General features: G+C 59.7%; 18 protein-coding genes. 13 read left to right on the top strand and 5 right to left on the bottom strand.

The window, feature by feature from the left end; genetic code table 11:
- Positions 1–434: 434 nt before the first annotated feature.
- On the top strand, positions 435–1,169 hold the full coding sequence (locus ABHU32_RS07695; RefSeq protein ID WP_346979552.1) for a 3'-5' exonuclease: 735 nt from the start codon (positions 435–437) through the stop codon (positions 1,167–1,169).
- Between the two features lie 556 nt (positions 1,170–1,725).
- Here ABHU32_RS07695 and ABHU32_RS07690 read toward each other — a convergent pair.
- On the bottom strand, positions 1,726–2,817 hold the full coding sequence (locus ABHU32_RS07690) for a DNA cytosine methyltransferase (protein WP_195520883.1): 1,092 nt from the start codon (positions 2,815–2,817) through the stop codon (positions 1,726–1,728).
- Positions 2,818–2,917: 100 nt separating this feature from the next.
- Between ABHU32_RS07690 and ABHU32_RS07685 the strand changes: the two genes are divergently transcribed.
- The gene (locus ABHU32_RS07685) at positions 2,918–3,181 is read left to right on the top strand and encodes a helix-turn-helix domain-containing protein (protein WP_195520882.1); all 264 of its coding nucleotides are present in this window, start codon (positions 2,918–2,920) and stop codon (positions 3,179–3,181) included.
- On the top strand, positions 3,174–4,823 hold the full coding sequence (locus ABHU32_RS07680) for a hypothetical protein (RefSeq protein ID WP_346979551.1): 1,650 nt from the start codon (positions 3,174–3,176) through the stop codon (positions 4,821–4,823). Before ABHU32_RS07685 ends, ABHU32_RS07680 begins: the two co-directional genes overlap by 8 nt.
- 285 nt (positions 4,824–5,108) lie before the next feature.
- On the opposite strand, the gene ABHU32_RS07675 is transcribed toward ABHU32_RS07680, so the two are convergent.
- The 3 genes from ABHU32_RS07675 to ABHU32_RS07665 all read right to left on the bottom strand — a co-directional run bounded on the left by ABHU32_RS07675 (position 5,109) and on the right by ABHU32_RS07665 (position 7,675).
- Entirely contained in the window at positions 5,109–5,531 is a 423-nt protein-coding gene (locus ABHU32_RS07675; RefSeq protein ID WP_346979550.1) for a hypothetical protein, read from the bottom strand.
- Positions 5,532–5,911: 380 nt separating this feature from the next.
- Positions 5,912–6,898, bottom strand: a complete 987-nt coding sequence (locus ABHU32_RS07670; RefSeq protein ID WP_346979549.1) for a hypothetical protein — start codon at positions 6,896–6,898, stop codon at positions 5,912–5,914.
- 123 nt (positions 6,899–7,021) lie between these two features.
- Positions 7,022–7,675, bottom strand: a complete 654-nt coding sequence (locus ABHU32_RS07665; protein WP_089573552.1) for a helix-turn-helix transcriptional regulator — start codon at positions 7,673–7,675, stop codon at positions 7,022–7,024.
- A gap of 277 nt (positions 7,676–7,952) precedes the next feature.
- On the opposite strand from ABHU32_RS07665, the gene dpaL reads away from it, so the two are divergent.
- From dpaL to hydA, 6 genes are all read left to right on the top strand, one after another.
- Complete coding sequence (dpaL, locus tag ABHU32_RS07660) at positions 7,953–9,167, top strand: diaminopropionate ammonia-lyase (RefSeq protein WP_118266260.1); 1,215 nt, start codon at positions 7,953–7,955, stop codon at positions 9,165–9,167.
- 74 nt (positions 9,168–9,241) lie between these two features.
- Positions 9,242–10,627: a YgeY family selenium metabolism-linked hydrolase gene (locus ABHU32_RS07655; protein WP_055252228.1), complete on the top strand. Its 1,386-nt coding sequence runs from the start codon at positions 9,242–9,244 to the stop codon at positions 10,625–10,627.
- Between the two features lie 201 nt (positions 10,628–10,828).
- Positions 10,829–12,031 (top strand): knotted carbamoyltransferase YgeW, encoded by a 1,203-nt coding sequence (ygeW, locus tag ABHU32_RS07650; protein ID WP_195644111.1) that lies wholly within the window; start codon positions 10,829–10,831, stop codon positions 12,029–12,031.
- Positions 12,032–12,045: 14 nt separating this feature from the next.
- Positions 12,046–12,996 carry a carbamate kinase gene (gene arcC / locus ABHU32_RS07645; RefSeq protein ID WP_343006237.1) on the top strand — a complete coding sequence of 317 codons (951 nt, stop codon included), beginning with the start codon at positions 12,046–12,048 and terminating at the stop codon, positions 12,994–12,996.
- Positions 12,997–13,173: 177 nt separating this feature from the next.
- Positions 13,174–13,788 (top strand): nucleotidyltransferase family protein, encoded by a 615-nt coding sequence (locus ABHU32_RS07640; RefSeq protein WP_346979548.1) that lies wholly within the window; start codon positions 13,174–13,176, stop codon positions 13,786–13,788.
- A gap of 9 nt (positions 13,789–13,797) precedes the next feature.
- Entirely contained in the window at positions 13,798–15,165 is a 1,368-nt protein-coding gene (gene hydA, locus ABHU32_RS07635) for a dihydropyrimidinase (RefSeq protein ID WP_346979547.1), read from the top strand.
- Between the two features lie 119 nt (positions 15,166–15,284).
- On the opposite strand, the gene yqeC is transcribed toward hydA, so the two are convergent.
- Positions 15,285–16,019, bottom strand: a complete 735-nt coding sequence (yqeC, locus tag ABHU32_RS07630) for a selenium cofactor biosynthesis protein YqeC (RefSeq protein ID WP_346979546.1) — start codon at positions 16,017–16,019, stop codon at positions 15,285–15,287.
- Between the two features lie 102 nt (positions 16,020–16,121).
- Here yqeC and yqeB point away from each other — a divergent pair, with 102 nt between their 5' ends.
- The 4 genes from yqeB (at position 16,122) to ABHU32_RS07610 (ending at position 19,104) form a co-directional block, all read left to right on the top strand.
- Entirely contained in the window at positions 16,122–16,916 is a 795-nt protein-coding gene (gene yqeB / locus ABHU32_RS07625; RefSeq protein ID WP_346979545.1) for a selenium-dependent molybdenum cofactor biosynthesis protein YqeB, read from the top strand.
- Between the two features lie 9 nt (positions 16,917–16,925).
- Positions 16,926–17,969: an XdhC family protein gene (locus tag ABHU32_RS07620; RefSeq protein WP_346979544.1), complete on the top strand. Its 1,044-nt coding sequence runs from the start codon at positions 16,926–16,928 to the stop codon at positions 17,967–17,969.
- A gap of 312 nt (positions 17,970–18,281) precedes the next feature.
- Positions 18,282–18,839 carry a 50S ribosomal protein L5 gene (rplE, locus tag ABHU32_RS07615; RefSeq protein ID WP_006235260.1) on the top strand — a complete coding sequence of 186 codons (558 nt, stop codon included), beginning with the start codon at positions 18,282–18,284 and terminating at the stop codon, positions 18,837–18,839.
- 79 nt (positions 18,840–18,918) lie between these two features.
- A complete protein-coding gene (locus ABHU32_RS07610) occupies positions 18,919–19,104 on the top strand; it encodes a type Z 30S ribosomal protein S14 (RefSeq protein ID WP_022094280.1) in 186 nt (61 codons plus the stop codon).
- The last annotated feature ends 11 nt before the right edge of the window (positions 19,105–19,115 follow it).

Here is a 19,115-nt window from a genome sequence, read left to right as displayed (position 1 = left end):
ATTGTGGCATCCCGAGCCCGCGGAAAGAAGCTGCGCCGCGGGGGAGGCGGCCCAAATGGCTTTCTCATATCGTCTTGCTTCGTACGCTGCTTAAGTGCCTCGGAAAGTCCGATAAGCGCCGTGAGGAGCGAGACCAAAGCGGTCAGGAGCTTCACGAAATCAATCAGATCGGTCATGGGCATCACCTCCCGTCGCATGGAGGGCGCTGCCCGGCACATGGAACTGCCGTCAACAATAACCAGTCTATCAAACTGCAGCCATAAATACGAATATATGTTCGATAATAACAGCGATCTGGCCATCTCAAAACGCAGCTTTACGCAAGGATGCCGGGTAGCCGCGCTGGGCGATTTCATGTCCGCACGGGCGCCTATCCTTACGGCAATGTAGCCACCTATGTAGCAAGCGGCAGTTGACGGAGAGAGGCCGTAACCGTGTCAGCTGAAAAGACGCCGTGTATCTCGGCTATCGATACGACGAACTTTGCGCGCCAAATTGTGCTGGATTTTGAGTTTGCGCCGGTGCCAAAGCAGCGCCAGCGCCGCGGACTGCGCAACGAGATTATCGAGGTCGGCGCTGTTAAGCTCGATTACCACGGCAACGTGATGGGCGAGTTCTCGCAGTTTGTGCAGACGGAATATGCCGAAGGCGTTGCGTATCCCGTCCGCGAGCTCACGGGGATATCGGCCGTGGATACCGCCATGGCTGATCCTCTCTACGTGGTGATGAAAAGGCTCAACGATTGGATCGGTCGCTACTCCGCCCAGGTGGTCTGCTGGAGCGGGGCGGACCGGCGACAGCTTTTGACCGAGTGTCAGGCAAAGCACATCGACCTTTCCGCATTTCCTACGGACTGGGCCGACCTGCAGGCGTTTTACACCTCGATCATGGATGTGGGCAGCCACGGGTGCGTCTCTTTGGGTGACGCGGCAACGTGGTTTGGCATCGAGTTCGACGAGTCGACGTGCCACGCCCACAGTGCCCTAGCCGATGCCCGCGTGACCGCCAAACTACTCAAACAAGTGATGGACGGGGACTACCGCGTGAGTCCGCACGCCCAGGAGATCCGCCAGCGATGGGGGATGGGCGAGTGCGTTCAAACACGCCTTTCCAGCAAGTGCCCTGAGCTGAGTGATCTGCTGCTGCAGCTGAAGTTGGAGGGGAGGTAAGGAGATGTGCTGAGAACGGTGGTCGAGTGTTGGATATACCTTGGCATCAAGGCCAATTTGATAGATCAACGCATGCAGATAGGCTGCCTACCGATAGTCCCAGGAATGACCTTCGATTCAAGTCGCCAGGTTTCAAGCTGTATATCATTTGGAACATCTGAACGGCTGGCGGGCTTGGAGGGTTCACGGCTGTAGCGTGCCGTGAGTGAGTTCGGCTCTCGCTTTAACTTGGGGCCTCGCTGATTTCTCATGCGTGACGTTTAGAATCTGATGCAAATTAAAGGCCGTATGCTCTTTTGCGGGACATGTTGTTGAACGACCGGCTTCATAAACCTGTAGCAGCTTCTCAGGGCAGATGAAAAGGGGCTAAAAACTGCTTATTTTGTTCGTGATATACGATGCTATTCTGCCAGGACTAACAACTTTCTCAAGGACGTTCCGGATCGCATTCGCGATTTGAGTTATCGACTGGACCTTGCAGACCTCGAGCGGGAGAGCTTGGATGAAACCCTCGGCAAAGTTTTGGGGCGGTAGCCACATTGCGGGCCCTTATTGTCTAACCTAGCTCGTCAAGCAGAGAGGGGTTTGCGTCTATATCCATGCCAAGGGCTTCTGCGACAGATTGCGCAACCGCAAAGGCCATCTTGGGAGGAACGGCGTTTCCAATTTGCCGATAGCGGGAGCATTGCGAACCATACCAAGGCATATCCCTCGGGAAGGTCTGTATGGTGGCGGCTTCCTGGACCGAGATGCGGCGAAGGCGAGGAGGAACGCTATCGGCTACTTTCCCGCCTTTCTGAAGCTCTTCGTGGTATTTCTCGACCCATTGGGTCGCTCCGGTTTCGAGCGTCTCTTGATCGACAATCGGCGTTCTGTTCCCGCCCATTGAGGCGGGAAGCGTCGGCGCGGGCTTGTCCATGTCCATCGGGCGGCCTTGGCCGTTGAACAGCATGCCTGCAAACGGCGACGGGCGGAGCACGGGGCTTTTTGCCGTAGTTACCTTCGCCTTGCAAGTCTGATCATTGCCCGGCTCGCCGAGAGGAGGCAGCCCGCGCAGGGCGTCGGCCACACCCACCCATTCCTTGACTGTCGGCTGCGGGTAGTTGTACTCGATGCAGGGGTCCTTGATCCCGACAAGGAACATGCGCTCTCTGGTCTGCGGGACGCCGTAATTGGCACTGTTCAGCACCTCAAGGTTGGTTTTGTAGCCAATCTCTTCCGCCTTCTTGCGGATGTCGGCAATAGTTCCAGCCCAGCGTTTGTTCTTGGCGAGTGCCTTGACGTTCTCCATCACGAACGCTTGGGGCTGGACCCTCTCGACCATGCCGAGGAAGTCGAAGACGTGACGCGAGCGGGGGTCGTTCGGGTCCATCTTCCCCGCGACCGAGAAGCCCTGACAGGGCGGTCCTCCAATGACTAGCTCCGCCGAACCCCTTCCGGGCAGTTCCTCAACCTCCCTAATATCTCCCGTGACTATCCTGTGGCTCAGTGTTTTGCCGGTCTTCTTCGAGATCGCGTCCATCGCGGCAGCGTAGGTTTTCATGGCGTCCGGGTTGATATCGTTCGCAAATACGGGGGTGAACCCGGCGGCGATGAAGCCGAGGTCGAGACCGCCCGCTCCCGAATAAAGGCTGACGAAACGCTTCATTAAAGCAATCCTCCTGAATAGTAGAGCTCATTCCAATATGGAATGAACTCATGAGATGATATCATATACAAGCATGGGTTGCTGCCGGAAGGGGGCGTTTATGGAAGACTTCAATCTTTCTCTCGGGAGACTTATCGCTAAATGGCGGAGACGCTCCGGGATGTCACAGGCGGCGCTCGCTGAGGCAACGGGATGCCAGCAAGCGTCGATTTCGAAACTGGAAAGCGGCTCCAAGCGCATAACTGTCTCTGAGCTTTCTCAAGTGCTTTGTGCCTGCGGATTAACCTTCAGTGCGGTAAGCGACGATCTTGATGGCCTTATCGCTTATGAGCCTCAACCTTTATGGGAGCGTGTAAATGAGTAGCAGTGCAAACATTTCTGAAATATGCGAAGCGCTTCTGGCGGCGTCCCTGCCTATAGATCCGAACTCGATGGAAAGCGCCGCGATTCAGGTTGCGGACTATTACGAGAACGGCCCTGAGGAATCCAGGATTCCCGCCGAAGAGATCTCCGATCGCTTCGGCGAGATGTGGAGCTTTTGGCTTGAGAACTACGATAGTCCCTCAAAGGAATTGAAGGACGTCATTAGCGCCGCGGTTGGCGTCGACCATGAAATGGAAGAGCTCGCGAACGGCTACTTCAAGCTCGAAGAAAAACTCGAGGAGAAGCAGTTCATGGCAAGGAGTCATGCAATCGCTTTGATTGGCTGTGCTCCGCTCATTCGTACCCTTGTCGTGGAGCAACACCTCGGTCTCGATAGGATTAGAGGCATTCTTAACGTTCCTGCCGCAACTTTCGACGCCATCAATGCTGTAATCAGTTCTATCGGTATTGACCCGCCCTTCGGCTCTGAGAGGATAGCCGGAATACATGAAACTGACGTTTCAGACGTCGCCGCCCTGTTTGGTGATATCGAACCTGACGTCGCTGGAGAAACTTTCCGAGGCCTTCTCGGATCGTTCTCGAGATGCGATACGCTTGCCGACGATGTTATCGACTTGGGCCTCATTCCTTTTGAGCCGTACCAGTTTATGCTCTACTTTGAGTTGCTTACGCTTGAGATGGTTGACAGATTCCCCGGCAGGGCGATTTACGAATGCACGCCCCGTTCGAGCAATGTAAAGGCGCTTTGGAACTCCATGTATCATCCCACTCAGGAGAATCCATACCTCAACAACGCCAAGTCCGTCTATTCACTTGACGAAGCATGGGCCGAAACGAAACTCTCCCGGCAGACTGGGAACGGCTCGATTCTGCTTGCCGATGTCTTTAGCATTCTGGCAGAGTTGCCCTACACGACGAGAAGACGCGTTGCTCACATTATTCGTTGTTATTTGATTCTCATTGCCGATTCTCGTCAAACGAAGACGCCTTTGGAGCCGATCGGCGTCGATTCCATCAAGGCTTTTGTCAAGCGCGTGGGGATCTCAAACAGTTTAACCAAGGGCGTTCTCGATCAGAGGCTGGTAGATTTCCTTACCCGCTGCATTCATCCGGAAGAGGGCTGGTTCGCAAGGGGTCTCGGCTCTTCCGTGAACGAGACGAACGCTTCGGGGCGCAAATATGGCGATGTTGAATACTTGGACCTTTCAAATCGTGCACATATCGAGGCCTATGAGGCACACGGTGGCGGTCTGCGGGATGAGTACATTCAGGCGCACATTAACTCCCTGCATGAAACTGTGCGCTACCACGAGCACGAGGCGAAGTTGCGCAACGAACCCTACGACATGACCGTTAGAGTCACGTACGTTGCCCATGACGTTTCGAGACTGATTGACTTTCATGATGGATGCACAAAGGAAATCGAGGGCATTCCGTTCGAGTTTCGCTTTATGACGTACGTCGATTTGCTCAACGCTGCTGGCGGCATCGATGTCGTAATCGGAAATCTGGCGGATTTTAATGAGTTGATTCATCAGAGGATCTCTAGGCTTCCCGATGCGTATACGTTGAAGCGGCGCTATCAGGAGATTACTGGATTGGGATTATCCGAAAAGAATTAGTTGCTGGGGCCCGCGTTCCGAGCTGTGGTGGTTCGGAACGCGGGCCTCTCTGTGCTTCCATGTAGCATAAGCGCTCGGGTATCTGTGCTTATTTTGACGTGTTGGATCCATTGGAGATGGGTGCGATTTGTATTCAGCATCTCTTTACTGCTGCGCATCTAGCCGCGGCATCAATGAACTTCGCTAGCGCTTTCGGACTGTCAAAAGGCATACACAAGTGTCAGTCTTTTGACATCGCGTGGCCTGAGCGGCGGCGTGCAACGGCTGCACGCCGCCTGCGTCTGCCTACATCCCCGCAACCCCACGCGCGGCGCTCAGCAGCTCGTACTTCCTCTGGCTCCACTGCCGCAGCTCGGCTGTGCGTACGGCGTCGCGACACAGGTCCAGAAACACCTCAGCTCCCTCGCAGAAGCACTCGCGGGCAAAGTCGCCCGAGCCGCTTGCGACGCACGCGCCGTCGGCAAAGAGCTTCCAGCTAGACGGCTCACGCAAATCGTCTCCGAACAACTTAATCTGTAGCACATGCGGATTGCCAGCAGCGCAGAGCTCTTCCTCGAGCTTCTGTACCGTGAAGCGCATCTGGTGGGAGAGGCTGTTCTTGACCATGGCCGAGGCATAGCCGCTCGGCTCGTCCAGAAGATGCATTCGTTTTGGCTTGGCTGCCAGGTTGTGGAAGTTGCGCTCACTGCGCACGGAGAAATTGTCCATACGGACTCCTTTCATCAATGTTGGCAGGGCCACCGTGCCTCTTGGCCGGTTGGCGTCGGGATCGTGGAGCCAACTCTCTACCCCGACTCTGGATAAAACGCGCCCGCTCCTTGCGGGCAAGATGGAGTCTATCAACGTGTACGGACTCAACGTGTACGGACAGAAATCAAGCGCCATCCGCGAAATGACGCGCGGATGGCGTTGGTTTCCCAAGTGATTATTTGGCTTTCATCCGGAAAAGTGTCGAAATCAGCCGTGTAAAAGTACGGAAAAGTGTCGAAATAGGCACCTTAAAACTTCGGAAAAGTGTAGTTGGATGACAAAACAGCACTTAGAAGCCGATGCTGGATGCGGGATCCTGCGGCTGCCTTCAGCCCTCGCTACTCGTCGTCTCCGTCGTTGGGGTCGCCCTTGAGGGTGTTGATGTCCAGGTACTGGTTATCGTCCTCTTTTTGCTGGGTTTCCGACTCCGCTTGGGTGGGGCCGCGGAACAGCTGGAATCCCTCAAACGCAATGACACCGAGCAGGGCAATGATAATGGCGATAAAGGCAACCTTGACTGCCTGCGGAAATTCCGAGAAACGCTGCGCCTTTTCCTCGGCGTAATAATCGGCGAAGCGCTCTTCGCCCGTGCTTTTGGTATACGCCGGCGCGGACGCGGCCTCCGGGTCATATTCCGGTGCGGGCGTGGCAGCGTACGGATCGTTGAGATAATCGCTCGATGCGGTGCCATAATCCTCGGTCTCGATGCGACCGTTGCCAGCATAGCCATCGGAATAATCGGAATATGCCGCACCGCCCTCATAGTCCGCGGCGCTCGTGTTGGCGGCAAAAAGCGGGTTAACTGGAACGTCGAGCGCCGGCATGCCGGTAGAGGTCTCATCCAGATCGGCTGCAGCCCAGGAATCGTAGGCAACCTGATGGGCAACGGGCTCATCGAGCCTTGCGACCGGAGGCTTGCGTGCCGCAGGAACAGGCAACTGCTGGGCGCTGTACATAACGGTGCTGTCGGCCGATTTGCCCTGCGTCGCTGCAGCGAGAAATGCCGCCGTCTCGGACGGGTCGCTTGCGGGGCGGGGAGCGGGCGTGGGCGGCGAAGTGGGTGCGGGCGTAGGCGCGGGCGTCGAAACAGGCGACTGCGCAGGAGTCGGCGCAGATGCGGTCTTAGGCGCAAGTGCGGGATTGGGGTTTGACGGGCGAGCCCCGCCGCTCATGAGTTCGTCGGCGGTCCACGGGCGATCATCCATCACGTCGTCAAGGCTCAGCGAAAACAGGTCGTCTTCACTCTCATCGAACATGTGGTGCACATGTCCACCAATTGCCGGAATCAATCCGCGACCGGTGCATGATGCCTTGCTCAACGCCATTCTGTTCCATCCTTTCGAAATACTAATGACATCGATTATATGGAACTTCCCAAGCTGCTCGGTCTTGGATTCGTGCTTTCCAGAACTCGCGCCCAAAAGGGGAGGGGCAATCCATGCGAGTGCCTACTTGTCGCCGGCCGCCGCCTTGGCCTCATTGAGGTAGCTATAGAAGCTGTACTTGGAGATGCCAAAGAACTCGCAGGCGCGCTCGCTCGACTTGGAAATGAGGAAGGCGCCGCGACGGTCGAGGTAGCCAATGGCACGAATGCGCTCGTCTTTGGTCATGAGTGCCGCGGGCTTGCCCACAAACTGCTCGCACTCGTGCAGCAGGTCCTCGAGCAGGTCGCCGATGTTCTTGGTAATGGGCTCGGGCTCGGTATAGCCCGTGCCGCCGGTGCCGGTAAAGGCGTCGAGCGAACGCTCAAAAGCCTTCATGAGCGTAATGTCAAAGTTAATGCCCAAAATGCCGACGGGCTTGCCCTCATCGTTGCGGATAAAGATCGTCGACGATTTGAGCAGCTTGCCATCGGTGGTTTTGGTGAGGTATGGCTCGCGGTCGTGTACGTCGGTGGCGCCCTCGTGCATGGACTCAAACACGATATGGCTGGGGCCGTCACCCAGTTTGCGCCCGCTGACGTGGCCGTTTTCGATCACTACGATGGAGTGGTCCACGTCCTCGGTCTCCAGATCGTGGACGACGACTTCGCAGTTGGGGCCAAATTGGAGCGCCAGGCCGTGTGCGAGGCGCTTGTAAAACTCAATCTGTGCGGGGGTCATGGGTGCCTTCCTAAAAATTAGTTTGGGCACACTTTGCCATAAACCACATCTGTTCGCAAACAAATCCATCAACAAGGCAATTCATGACCGTTCGGCGGCGAAAAAGTACCGATTACGGCAACAAACAATTTGTTAGGTTTGCCAATCAAAAAGTGTGATAGAACAGTGCTAACAAACTTTTTGTTTGGCATCCACATAAAAGTTCAGTCGCATGAATGGGAATGGGCTGAAACGCGTATGCGGGGGCCGGCAAGAGAGGACTTAAGGAGTTCACCGTATGGCCGATAAGATCCAGTGGGCGGGCAACACGATGCCCAAGAGCGATGACAAGCACTTGGGAATCATGAGCCTCGACCACGTGAAGAAGGCCCGCGCCTTCCACCAGTCGTTCCCTCAATATACCGTCACCCCGCTTGCCCGCCTGGACGGTCAGGCTGCGCGCTTGGGTCTGTCCAACCTGTGCGTTAAGGACGAGAGCTATCGCTTTGGCCTCAACGCCTTTAAGGTTCTGGGCGGATCGTTTGCCATGGCCAACTACATTGCCGACGAGACCGGCAAGGACGTTGCCGAGTGCACCTTCGATTACCTGACCTCCGATCAGCTTGCCAAGGACTTTGGCCAGGCCACCTTCTTTACCGCTACCGACGGCAATCATGGCCGCGGCGTGGCATGGGCTGCCAACAAGCTGGGCCAGAAGGCCGTCGTTCACATGCCCAAGGGTTCCACCAAGCCCCGCTTCGATAACATCGCCGCCGAGGGCGCAACGGTGACCATCGAAGAGGTCAACTACGACGAGTGCGTGCGCATGGCCGCCGCCGAGGCCGACGCCTGCGAGCGCGGCGTCATCGTTCAGGACACCGCCTGGGAGGGCTACGAGAAGATCCCGTCTTGGATCATGGAGGGCTACGGCACCATGGCTTCCGAGGCTGCCGAGCAGCTGCGCGAGATGGCCATCAACCGCCCGACGCACGTGTTTGTCCAGGCTGGCGTGGGTTCGCTCGCCGGCGCCGTGGTGGGCTACTTCACCAACCTGTATCCCGATAACCCGCCCACCTTCGTCGTGGTCGAGTGCGCTCCGGCCGCCTGCCTGTACAAGGGCGCTGCCGCCGGCGACGGCGATCCGCGTATCGTGGACGGTGACATGCCCTCCATCATGGCCGGTCTGTGCTGCGGCGAGCCCAACATCCTGGGCTGGGATATCCTGCGCAACCATGCCACCGCCTTCGTGTCCTGCCCCGACTGGGTCACCGCTCGCGGCATGCGCACCCTGGGCGCCCCCGAGAAGGGCGACCCGCGCGTCATCTCCGGCGAGTCCGGCGCGGTGACCACTGGCCTGGTCGAGACCCTCATGCTCGATCCCGAGTACGCCGAGCTCAAAGAGCTCATCGGCCTGGATAAGACGAGCTCCGTGCTCTGCTTCTCCACGGAAGGTGACACGGACCCCGATCAGTATCGTCGAATTGTTTGGGAAGGCGAATATCCCACTTGCTAATCGTTGGGGCGGAGTAAATAGGTATCGCTCCGCCACCTCACAGGTAGATTCCTTCGTTTGAAAGGTTATGAACAATGGCTAAAGAACTCGATTTCGACGCTATCAAGGCTGCTGCTGAGTCTCATCGTGCTGATATGACTCGCTTCCTGCGCGCTATGATCTCTCACCCCTCTGAGTCCTGCGAGGAGGGTGAGGTTGTTGCCTGCATCAAGGCCGAGATGGAGAGCCTTGGCTATGACGAGGTCAAGGTCGACGGCCTGGGCAACGTCATGGGCTTTATGGGCGAGGGCGACAAGATCATCGCCATCGACTCCCACATCGACACCGTCGGCATCGGCAACATCGAGAACTGGGACGCCGATCCCTATGAGGGCTACGAGACCGACGAGATCATCTACGGCCGCGGCGGCTCTGACCAGGAGGGCGGCATGGCTTCCGCTACCTACGCTGCCAAGATGATGAAGGACATGGGCCTCATCCCCGAGGGTTACAAGATCATGGTCGTCGGCACCGTCCAGGAAGAGGACTGCGACGGCATGTGCTGGCAGTACATCTACAACAAGGACGGCATTAAGCCCGAGTTCGTCATTTCCACCGAGCCCACCGACGGCGGCATCTATCGCGGTCACCGCGGCCGCATGGAGATCCGTGTCGACGTTCACGGCACCTCCTGCCACGGCTCCGCTCCCGACCGCGGCGACAACGCCATCTACAAGATGGCCGACATCATCGCCGACGTCCGCGCCCTCAACAACAACGGCTGCGACGAGTCGACCGACATCAAGGGTCTCGTCAAGATGCTCGACCCCAAGTACAACCCCGAGCACTTCGAGGATGCCCGCTTCCTAGGCCGCGGCACCTGCACCGTCAGCCAGATCTTCTACACCAGCCCCAGCCGCTGCGCTGTCGCTGACTCCTGCGCCATCTCCATCGACCGTCGCATGACCGCCGGTGAGACCTGGGAGTCCTGCCTGGACGAGATCCGCAACCTGCCGGCCGCCAAGAAGTACGGCGACGACGTGAAGGTCTCCATGTACATGTACGACCGTCCGTCCTGGACCGGCGAGGTCTACGAGACCGAGGCTTACTTCCCCACGTGGATCAACAAGGAGACCGCTCCGCACGTCAAGGCCCTCGTCGACGCCCACAAGGCCATGTTTGGTGACGAGCGCATCGGCTGCGAGCCCAGCATGGACAAGCGCACCGGTCGCCCGCTGTGCGACAAGTGGACCTTCTCCACGAACTGCGTCTCCATCCAGGGCCGCTACGGCATCCCCTGCGTGGGCTTTGGCCCGGGTGCCGAGTCTCAGGCTCACGCTCCCAACGAGGTCACCTACAAGGACGACCTGGTCACCGCTGCCGCCATGTATGTGGCTGCCCTGAACCTCTACGATCCGAGCCAGGCCGATGGCGACGCCACCGTGTTCCGCGCCGGTCTGACCAACAACAAGATCGACTAGTCCCATTCCTCGATTTTGTTGAGCCGGGGACAGTTTATGCCCCCGGCGCCTCCTGTTGACTTGGGGCCCGCGGTCGTTATCTCCCATGCTTCCTCAACGGTAGCGGGTCCTCGTCATAGCGCTCTGCATGTTCTAGCCACACGCGCATGCCGGAGCACATCTACTCATTGCGATCGTTTCACCTTTAGAAAGGACATTTACATGGACGCCAAGTTTACCGAGCTCGTCGAGCAGCTGAACGGCCTCGATTTTAAGGGTATGTACGGCAGCGACTTCCTGCACACCTGGGATAAGACCACCGATGAGCTCAAGGCTCTCTACATCGTCGCCGACGCCCTGCGCGAGCTGCGCGAGAACAACGTCTCGTCCAAGATCTTCGACTCGGGCCTGGCCGTCTCCCTGTTCCGCGATAACTCCACCCGTACGCGCTTCTCCTTCTCTAAGGCTGCCAACCTGCTCGGCCTTGAGTTGCAGGACCTGGACGAGAAGAAGTCCCAGATCGCTCACGGCGAGACCGTCCGCGAGACCGCTACCATGATCTCCTTCATGGCCGACGTCATCGGCATCCGCGACGACATGTACATCGGCAAGGGCGACGCCTACATGGCTGAGGTCTCCGAGTCTGTCCAGCAGGCCTACGAGGACGGCGTTCTGGATCACCGTCCCACGCTCATCTCCCTGCAGTCCGACTCCGATCACCCCACGCAGTCCTCTGCCGACATGCTCTACCTCATCAACGAGTTTGGCGGCCTCGAGAACCTCAAGGGCAAGAAGGTTGCCGTCACCTGGGCCTATTCGCCCTCTTACGGCAAGCCGCTGTCCTGCCCGCAGTCGCTGATCAGCCTGCTGCCCCGTTTTGGCATGGACGTCACCCTGGCTCACCCCGAGGGCTACGACCTCATGCCCGAGGTCGTCGAGCGCGCCAAGAGCTATGCCGCCGAGTCCGGCACCACCTTTAAGCAGGTCAACACCATGGCCGAGGCCTTCGAGGGCGCCGACATCGTGATCCCCAAGAGCTGGGCTCCGTTTGCCGCCATGGAGAAGCGTACCAACCTGTACGCCGAGGGCGACGACGCCGGCATCGCTGCGCTCGAGAAGGAGCTGCTTGCCCAGAACGCCACCCATCAGGACTGGTGCTCCACGACCGAGCTCATGGAGAAGACTGCCAACGGCCAGGACACCATCTTTATGCACCCGCTGCCCGCCGACATCTCCGGTGTCTCCTGCGAGCACGGCGAGGTCAACGCCGACGTCTTCGACATGCACCGCGTGGGCATGTACAAGGAGGCCAGCTACAAGCCGTACGCCATCGCAGCCATGATGTTCCTGCAGAAGGTTGCCGATCCCGCCGCTACCCTCAAGGCCCTCGACGAGCGCAATACCGCCCGTTGGTTCCAGGCCTAAAGCTGGGCTGAGAAATGGCTAAGCGTATCGTTGTCGCCTTGGGCGGAAACGCCCTCGGTGCCAACCTTCCCGAGCAGATGGAGGCCGTCAAGACGACTTCCAAGGCTATCGTCGACCTGATCGAGGAGGGCAACGAGGTCGTCGTCGTGCACGGCAACGGTCCCCAGGTGGGCATGATCGCCAACGCGATGGCTGAGCTCACGCGCTCTAATCCTCAGAAGTACGTTCCCTGCCCCTTGTCCGTTTGCGGCGCCATGAGCCAGGGCTACATTGGCTATGACCTGCAAAATGCGCTGCGCGAGGAAATGCTCGACCGCAATATCGACAAGGGTGTCGCGACCGTGCTCACCCAGGTCGAGGTTGCGGCGGACGACCCGGCCTTTGCCGACCCGGTCAAGCCGATCGGTCCGTGGATGAGCGAGGCCGAGGCCAAGGAGCTGGAGGCCGATCGCGGCTATCAGTTCATCCACGACGAGAAGCAGGGCTTCCGTCGCGTGGTTGCCTCGCCCAAGCCCGTGAACATCGTCGAGCTCGACACCATTAAGTCGCTCGTCGAGTCCAACCATGTGGTGATCTCCTGCGGCGGTGGCGGCATTCCCGTCACCAAGTCCCAGGGCAACCACCTTAAGGGCGCTGCCGCCGTCATCGATAAGGACTTTGCGGCCGAGAAGCTCGCCGAACAGCTCGATGCCGATGCCCTGGTTATCCTGACGGCCGTGGAGAAGGTTGCCATTGGCTTTGGCACCGACCACGAGCAGTGGCTCGACACGCTGACCGCGGCTGACGTAAAGCGTCTGTCCGAGGCCAACGAGTTTGGTCGCGGCTCCATGCTGCCCAAGGTCCAGGCTGCCTCGACGTTTGCCGAGAGCAAGCCGGGCCGCACGGCGCTCATCACGCTGCTCGAGAAGGCGCGCGATGGCCTTGCCGGCAAGACCGGTACCACGTTTACCGGCGACGCTGAGTAGGCATATCTGCACCATTGAGGAGGGTGCCCTGCGTCGCGGGGTGCCCTCCTTTGTGCTATGGGGAGCCAGGGGGCGTTCGCTGGAAAACGAGTGCGTGCCTGTTCCGACGGAGTGCGAGCTTGCTATGGTGGGTATAGCAACTATGGTGTCCAAGGCAGCCAGGGGAGGTTTGCGGAGATGAAACTCGGTTGCGTCATTATGGCTTCGGGCGAGGGCAAGCGGTTTGGCTCTAACAAGATGCTCGCCGATATCTATGGCGAGCCGCTGATTGCCCGGACCATCGATTCGGTTCCCCGGGGCTTTGACGTCGTGGTTTCGACGCGTTGGCCCGAGGTCGCCCGGATTTGCGAGGACAAGCATTGCCCGTGCGTGCTGCACGATGGCGAGCTGCGCAGCGAAAGCGTCCGTGCGGGCCTTTCGTGGGGAGTCGAACGCAACTGGAAAGGTTGCCTCTTTTTGCCGGGCGACCAGCCGCTCGTGAGTTCGGATTCTTTTGATGCCATGGTTCGTGCGTTTGACGAGCGTGGCCGCAAGCATCCGGTGCGTCTTGCGTGCAACGGTGAGCCTTCGAGCCCGGTGCTCTTTCCGGCAGAACTGTTCGATGCACTTATGTGTCTTGAGGGCAAGGACGGCGGCGGCTCGATCCTTATGGACCGTACCGACGTGGTGCTGGTCGATGCGCGTGCCTACGAGCTGTGGGACGTCGATACCGCCAAGGGACAGCGACGCATAACGGAGCATATCGCCGCCTGCTCGTATTTTGATCGCGTGGCCAACAGCATCAATCAATAAGGAGCAATTATGATCATCATCAAAAACGGCGCGCTCGTGACGCCCCAGGGGCTTCGCCGCGCTGATCTTGCCATGGATGGCGATAAGATCGTGCGGATCGCCGGGGCGATTGAGCCAGCCGAGGGCGATACCGTCGAGGATGCCGCGGGCTGCTGGGTGTTTCCCGGCTTTATCGACGGCCACACGCACATGCAGTGCTGGACCGGCATGGATTGGACAGCCGATAGCTTTGAGACCGGCACGCGCGCGGCTGCCTGTGGCGGTACGACGACCATTGTGGACTACGCGACGGCCGATCGCGGCGTGACCATGCCCGATGCCTTGGCCGAGTGGCATCGCCGTGCCGACGGAACCTGCACGGCTAACTACGCCTTTCATATGGCGCTCGCCGAGTGGAACGAGCGCAATCGCGTCGACCTTTCGGCCATGCGCGAGGCGGGCGTATCGTCGTTCAAGACCTACTTTGCCTACGATCATCTGCGCCTGGACGATGCCGAGACGCTCGAGGTGCTCGAGGAGCTCAAGCGCTTGGGCGGTATCCTGTGCGTGCATTGCGAGAACGGCACGCTGGTGAATGAACTGCAGAAGCGCGTGTTTGAGCATGGTATTCACGGGCCCGAGGGCCATGCGCTCAGCCGTCCAGACGTGTGCGAGGCCGAGGCCGTGAGCCGTCTGCTGTATCTGGCGCACTTGGCCGGGGACGCTCCGGTCAACGTGGTGCACCTTTCGACCAAGCTGGGGCTCGAGGCCATCCGTGCCGCCAAGGCGCGCGGGCAGAAGAATATCTATGTCGAGACCTGCCCTCAGTATCTGATGCTCGACGATACTTGCTACTTGGAGCAGGGTGAGGACGGCTTTGCGGGTGCCAAATATGTGATGAGTCCGCCGCTGCGCCATGCCGGCGACCGTGCGGCTCTGCGCGAGGCGCTTGTGGCCGGCGAGATCGATACGATTGCGACCGACCACTGCAGCTTTAACCTGCATGGGCAAAAGGACCGCGGGCGCGACGATTTCCGTGCGATTCCCAACGGCGGGCCCGGTGTGGAGCATCGTCCCGTCGCGATTGCCACGAGCTTTGAGGGGCAACTGGGCCCCGAGGATCTGTGCCGCTTGATGAGCGAGAACCCGGCGCGCGTCTTTGGCATGTATCCGCGCAAGGGCTGTCTTGCCGAGGGCGCCGATGCCGACGTGTGCGTGTGGGATCCGAGCGCTCGTTGGACGATCAGTGCCGCGACGCAGCATCAGGCCGTGGACTACACGCCGCTCGAGGGCTTTGAGGCACACGGCCGCGCCAAGGCTGTGTTTGTGAACGGCGTGCTGGCTGCGCGCGACGGCGAGCCCACCGGAGCCCAACCCGGCCGCTACGTCCCCCGCTAGCAGGAAGATCACCGGATTCCCCTCCGCAGTTGCGGTGGAATAGTTCCTGTTTAGCCGCCAAATAGGCCGTTTCAGGAACTATTTCACCGCAACTTATAGGTCTGCTGGGGCAGCGCCGGCTATTTGAGGCTGGTGGCGACGACGGAGCGGCCGAGGGCTGTCTCGAAGCGATCGGCCATAGCCGGGTCGCTGAGCGTGTCGACTTGGTTGAGCATGATGCGGGCATTGCTGAGGTTCAGCATCCGTAGCTCGGCATTGAGCACCATGGCGACGCGCTCTGGGGTGGCAGTGTCGGTGGCCTCGCAACCGCAGCGCTCGCAAAAGAGCTCGGGGCGGTGGACGGCTTCGTTGATGGGCTTGCCGAGCCCCAAGGCGCCGACGATCCAGACAACGTTTGCCGTGGCGGCGGGAATTACCGGCTCCCAGGCGGCATGCGCTTTGAGCGGGAGTCGCTTGCTGCCATCTGCCTCGGCCAGCACATAGTCAAAGCGCCGTGCCAGCTCGTTGAGCGGCTCGGCGGGGGCGGAGAGCTTGCCTGTCTCCGGGTCCAAAACACCCGCCTGGCAGATACTTCCGCGGTTCATGCCCGCGCATGCCTCGCAGGTGCAGCCGGGAACATGCAGGGTCCCCGGCTTCCAAGGCGCGGCGTCCAGGCGACGGCTCGACCCGTCCCATGGCACGCCGGCGACGGGAAACATGTGCGTGGTGGTACAGAGGAGCACGCGGCCGCCAGCGCGCATAAGCTCAAGGCCCAGCGTCTTCAGCAATGTCGACTTGCCGCCACTGCCGATAATTGCGGTAATGCCCGGCTCGATCTTGAGCGCGGAGGCAAGATTGCCGCTAACCGTTTCCATCTGTTCACCGCCGTATAATACTGTGATAATAAATAATCATCAGAGTAGCGGTCGAACCGCTTTTGCTCTGCTCAAACCGTAGCACAGGGAGGTGCCCCGGGAATGCTCGTTTATATTCGCGGTGCCGGCGATATCGCCACGGGCGTCGCCGCTCGCTTGGTGCGCGCTGGCGTGTCGGTCGTTATGGCCGATATCGCGGTTCCCACGTGCATCCGCCGCACAATCAGTTTTTGCGAGGCCATTCGCCTGGGCGAGGTCGAGGTCGAAGGCATTCGCGCTCGCTTGGCACAGACGCCGGCTGAGGCGCTTGCGATTACCGAGGCCGGAGACGTCGCCGTTGTGGTGGACCCCCAGACCAAGATGCTCGGCGAGCTGAAACCCGCTGCCGTGGTCGACGCGATTCTGGCTAAGCGCAACTTGGGCACCACGCGCGATATGGCTCCTGTCGTCATCGCCGTGGGGCCGGGCTTTACCGCGCCGGTCGATTGCGACGCCGTGGTCGAGACCATGCGCGGGCATTTTCTGGGCCGCGTCATCACCCAGGGTTCGCCCCAGCCCAACACGGGCGTGCCAGGCATTATCGCCGGCTATGGCAAAGAGCGCGTTATTCACAGCCCCGCCGCCGGCGTGTTTCGGTCCGACCGCGCAATCGGCGACATCGTGAGTGCCGGAAACGTGATTGGCTTCGCGGGCGATACGCCCATGTGCACGCAGATCGATGGCTGTCTGCGCGGACTTTTGGCGAACGGCGTGCAGGTGACTGAGGGCTTTAAATGCGCCGATGTCGATCCGCGCGGCGATGCCAGCTATATCAACTACATTTCGGACAAGGCGACGTCGGTCGGCGGCGGCGTGCTCGAGGCACTCGCCATGCTCACCGATGTCTTTAGAGGATAGAAGGCGGCAATGGAAAAGCTCGATGTTGTGAATGCGGCGCTTGCCGCCCTGCGTGCTGGCGAGACGTGCGAGCTCGTGGTCGTGGCCGGTACGGCGGGGTCATCGCCGCGCGGTGTGGGCGCCTGGATGACTGTCTTTGCCGATGGCAGCCAGGCGGGCACCATCGGCGGCGGCAAGATTGAGCTCTTTGCGCTGGATGAGGCGCGCGAGCTCCTGAGCGCGGGACAGTCGCGTCTGGTCCGCTACACCATGGGCGGCGAGAACTCCGATACCGGCATGATCTGCGGCGGAGCCATCTGCCTGTGCTACCTGCATCTGGATGCGACTCAGGCGTCGTTGTTCCAGGAAATAGCCGACGTCTTGGCCTATCGGCGCATCGGCGACTTCGTCATCGACTTTGAGCCGTTTATCGCGAGCGCGCTCGAGGGCGATGTAGCCGAGTACCATGGCGAGGAATCGCGCCGCACCATTGCGGGCTGCCCCGGGCTTTCGCTGGTGGAGGAGGGGAGTAGGGTCACCTACACCAACGCGGCCTCCGAGATTCCCGCGGCGCACATCGAGACGCTCTGCCCCGAGGGCCTGACCTATATCTTTGGCTGCGGCCACGTGGGCGCTGCGACGGCGCGGGTGCTCACGGCGGCGGGCTTTGCCGTCGTGGTTTGCGACGACCGTCCCGGCACGCTGACCCCCGAATGGGTGCCCGGTGTCTACGACCGTCGTCTGGTCGACTACAAGAACCTGATCAAGCAGTGTCCCATCGGCCCGCGTGACCTGGTGGTCGTCGCCACGGCGGGTCACAAGTCCGATATCGACGTGGTGATTCAGGCCATGCGCGCCAAGCCTGCCTACCTAGGCTGCTTGGGATCGCGTCGCAAGACGGCCTTTGTGTGCGCCCGCCTGGAGCAGGAGGGCTTTACGCAGGAGCAAATCGACGAGCTGCACCTGCCGATCGGCGTTGCCATTCAGGCCGAAGATCCCGAAGAGATCGCCATCTCCATCGCCGCCGAGATGATCCACCTGCGCCGCACCAAACTCGTCCCCCGCAAGCGCTAATCGCATCCCCACCAATTAAGTTGCGGTGAAATACGGACTGTTTAAGCCTGTTAGGCCGCCAAACAGTCCCTATTTCACCGCAACTGCTTGTTGGGACCCATTTGTGCGGGGGAGTTGTGGAGTTGTGCAGGCAGACGAGGTTTTTCTGGAAATACGCTCCCGATGCGCGTATAGTACCGATTGTTTTGTCGGCTCCTGCTGCGTCGAGTCCAAACCGCGAAATGCCATGAGCGGCGCGGATGCAGCCAGGAGGCACGAGGACAACCCATCGTGGCCACGCCCCGTGCTTAAAACCCCAAGAAGGAGTGAACAATGGCAGAAGAGAAGTATGTGCCGCGTCTGAAGACCAAGTACAACAACGAGGTCAAGCAGCAGCTTCAGGACAAGTTCCAGTACGAGAACGTCATGATGATCCCCAAGTTTGAGAAGATCGTCGTGAACATGGGTGTCGGCGAGGCCGCTACCGATTCCAAGGCCATCGACGGTGCCGTGCGCGACCTGCGCGCCATCACCGGCCAGCAGCCGATGATCACCCGTGCCCGCAAGTCCATCGCTACCTTCCGCCTGCGCGCCGGTATGCCGATCGGCTGCAAGGTTACCCTGCGTGGCGACCGTATGTGGGAGTTCTTCGATCGTCTGACCTCCGTCGCGATCCCCCGTATCCGCGACTTCCGCGGCATCTCCGCCAAGAGCTTCGACGGCCGTGGTAACTTCTCCATGGGCGTCACCGAGCAGCTCATCTTCCCCGAGATCGACTTCGACTCCGTCGATCACCAGCGTGGTATGGACATCACTTTCGTGACCACCGCCAACACCGATGAGGAGGCCAAGGCCCTTCTGGACGCCTTCGGTTTCCCGTTCAAGAAATAGGTTCACCTGCCCTATAAGCGCCGTTCCCACAAGGGGGCGGCGCTTGGGGCGAACAATACTCTATGTGAGGAGGATATAAGTGGCTAAGACATCGATGATCGTCAAGTGCAATCGCAAGCAGAAGTTCTCTACTCGTGAGTACACGCGCTGCCAGCGCTGCGGCCGTCCGCACTCTGTGTACCGCAAGTTCGGCCTGTGCCGTGTCTGCTTCCGCGAGCTTGCACTCAAGGGCGAGCTTCCCGGCGTTAAGAAGGCCAGCTGGTAAGTCACTACCAG

This window comes from Collinsella aerofaciens, from assembly GCF_039758965.1.
Lineage (GTDB): Bacteria > Actinomycetota > Coriobacteriia > Coriobacteriales > Coriobacteriaceae > Collinsella > Collinsella aerofaciens_BR.
The sequence above is the reverse complement of the archived record's forward strand: the minus strand, read 5'-3'. Positions and strand labels throughout refer to the sequence as shown.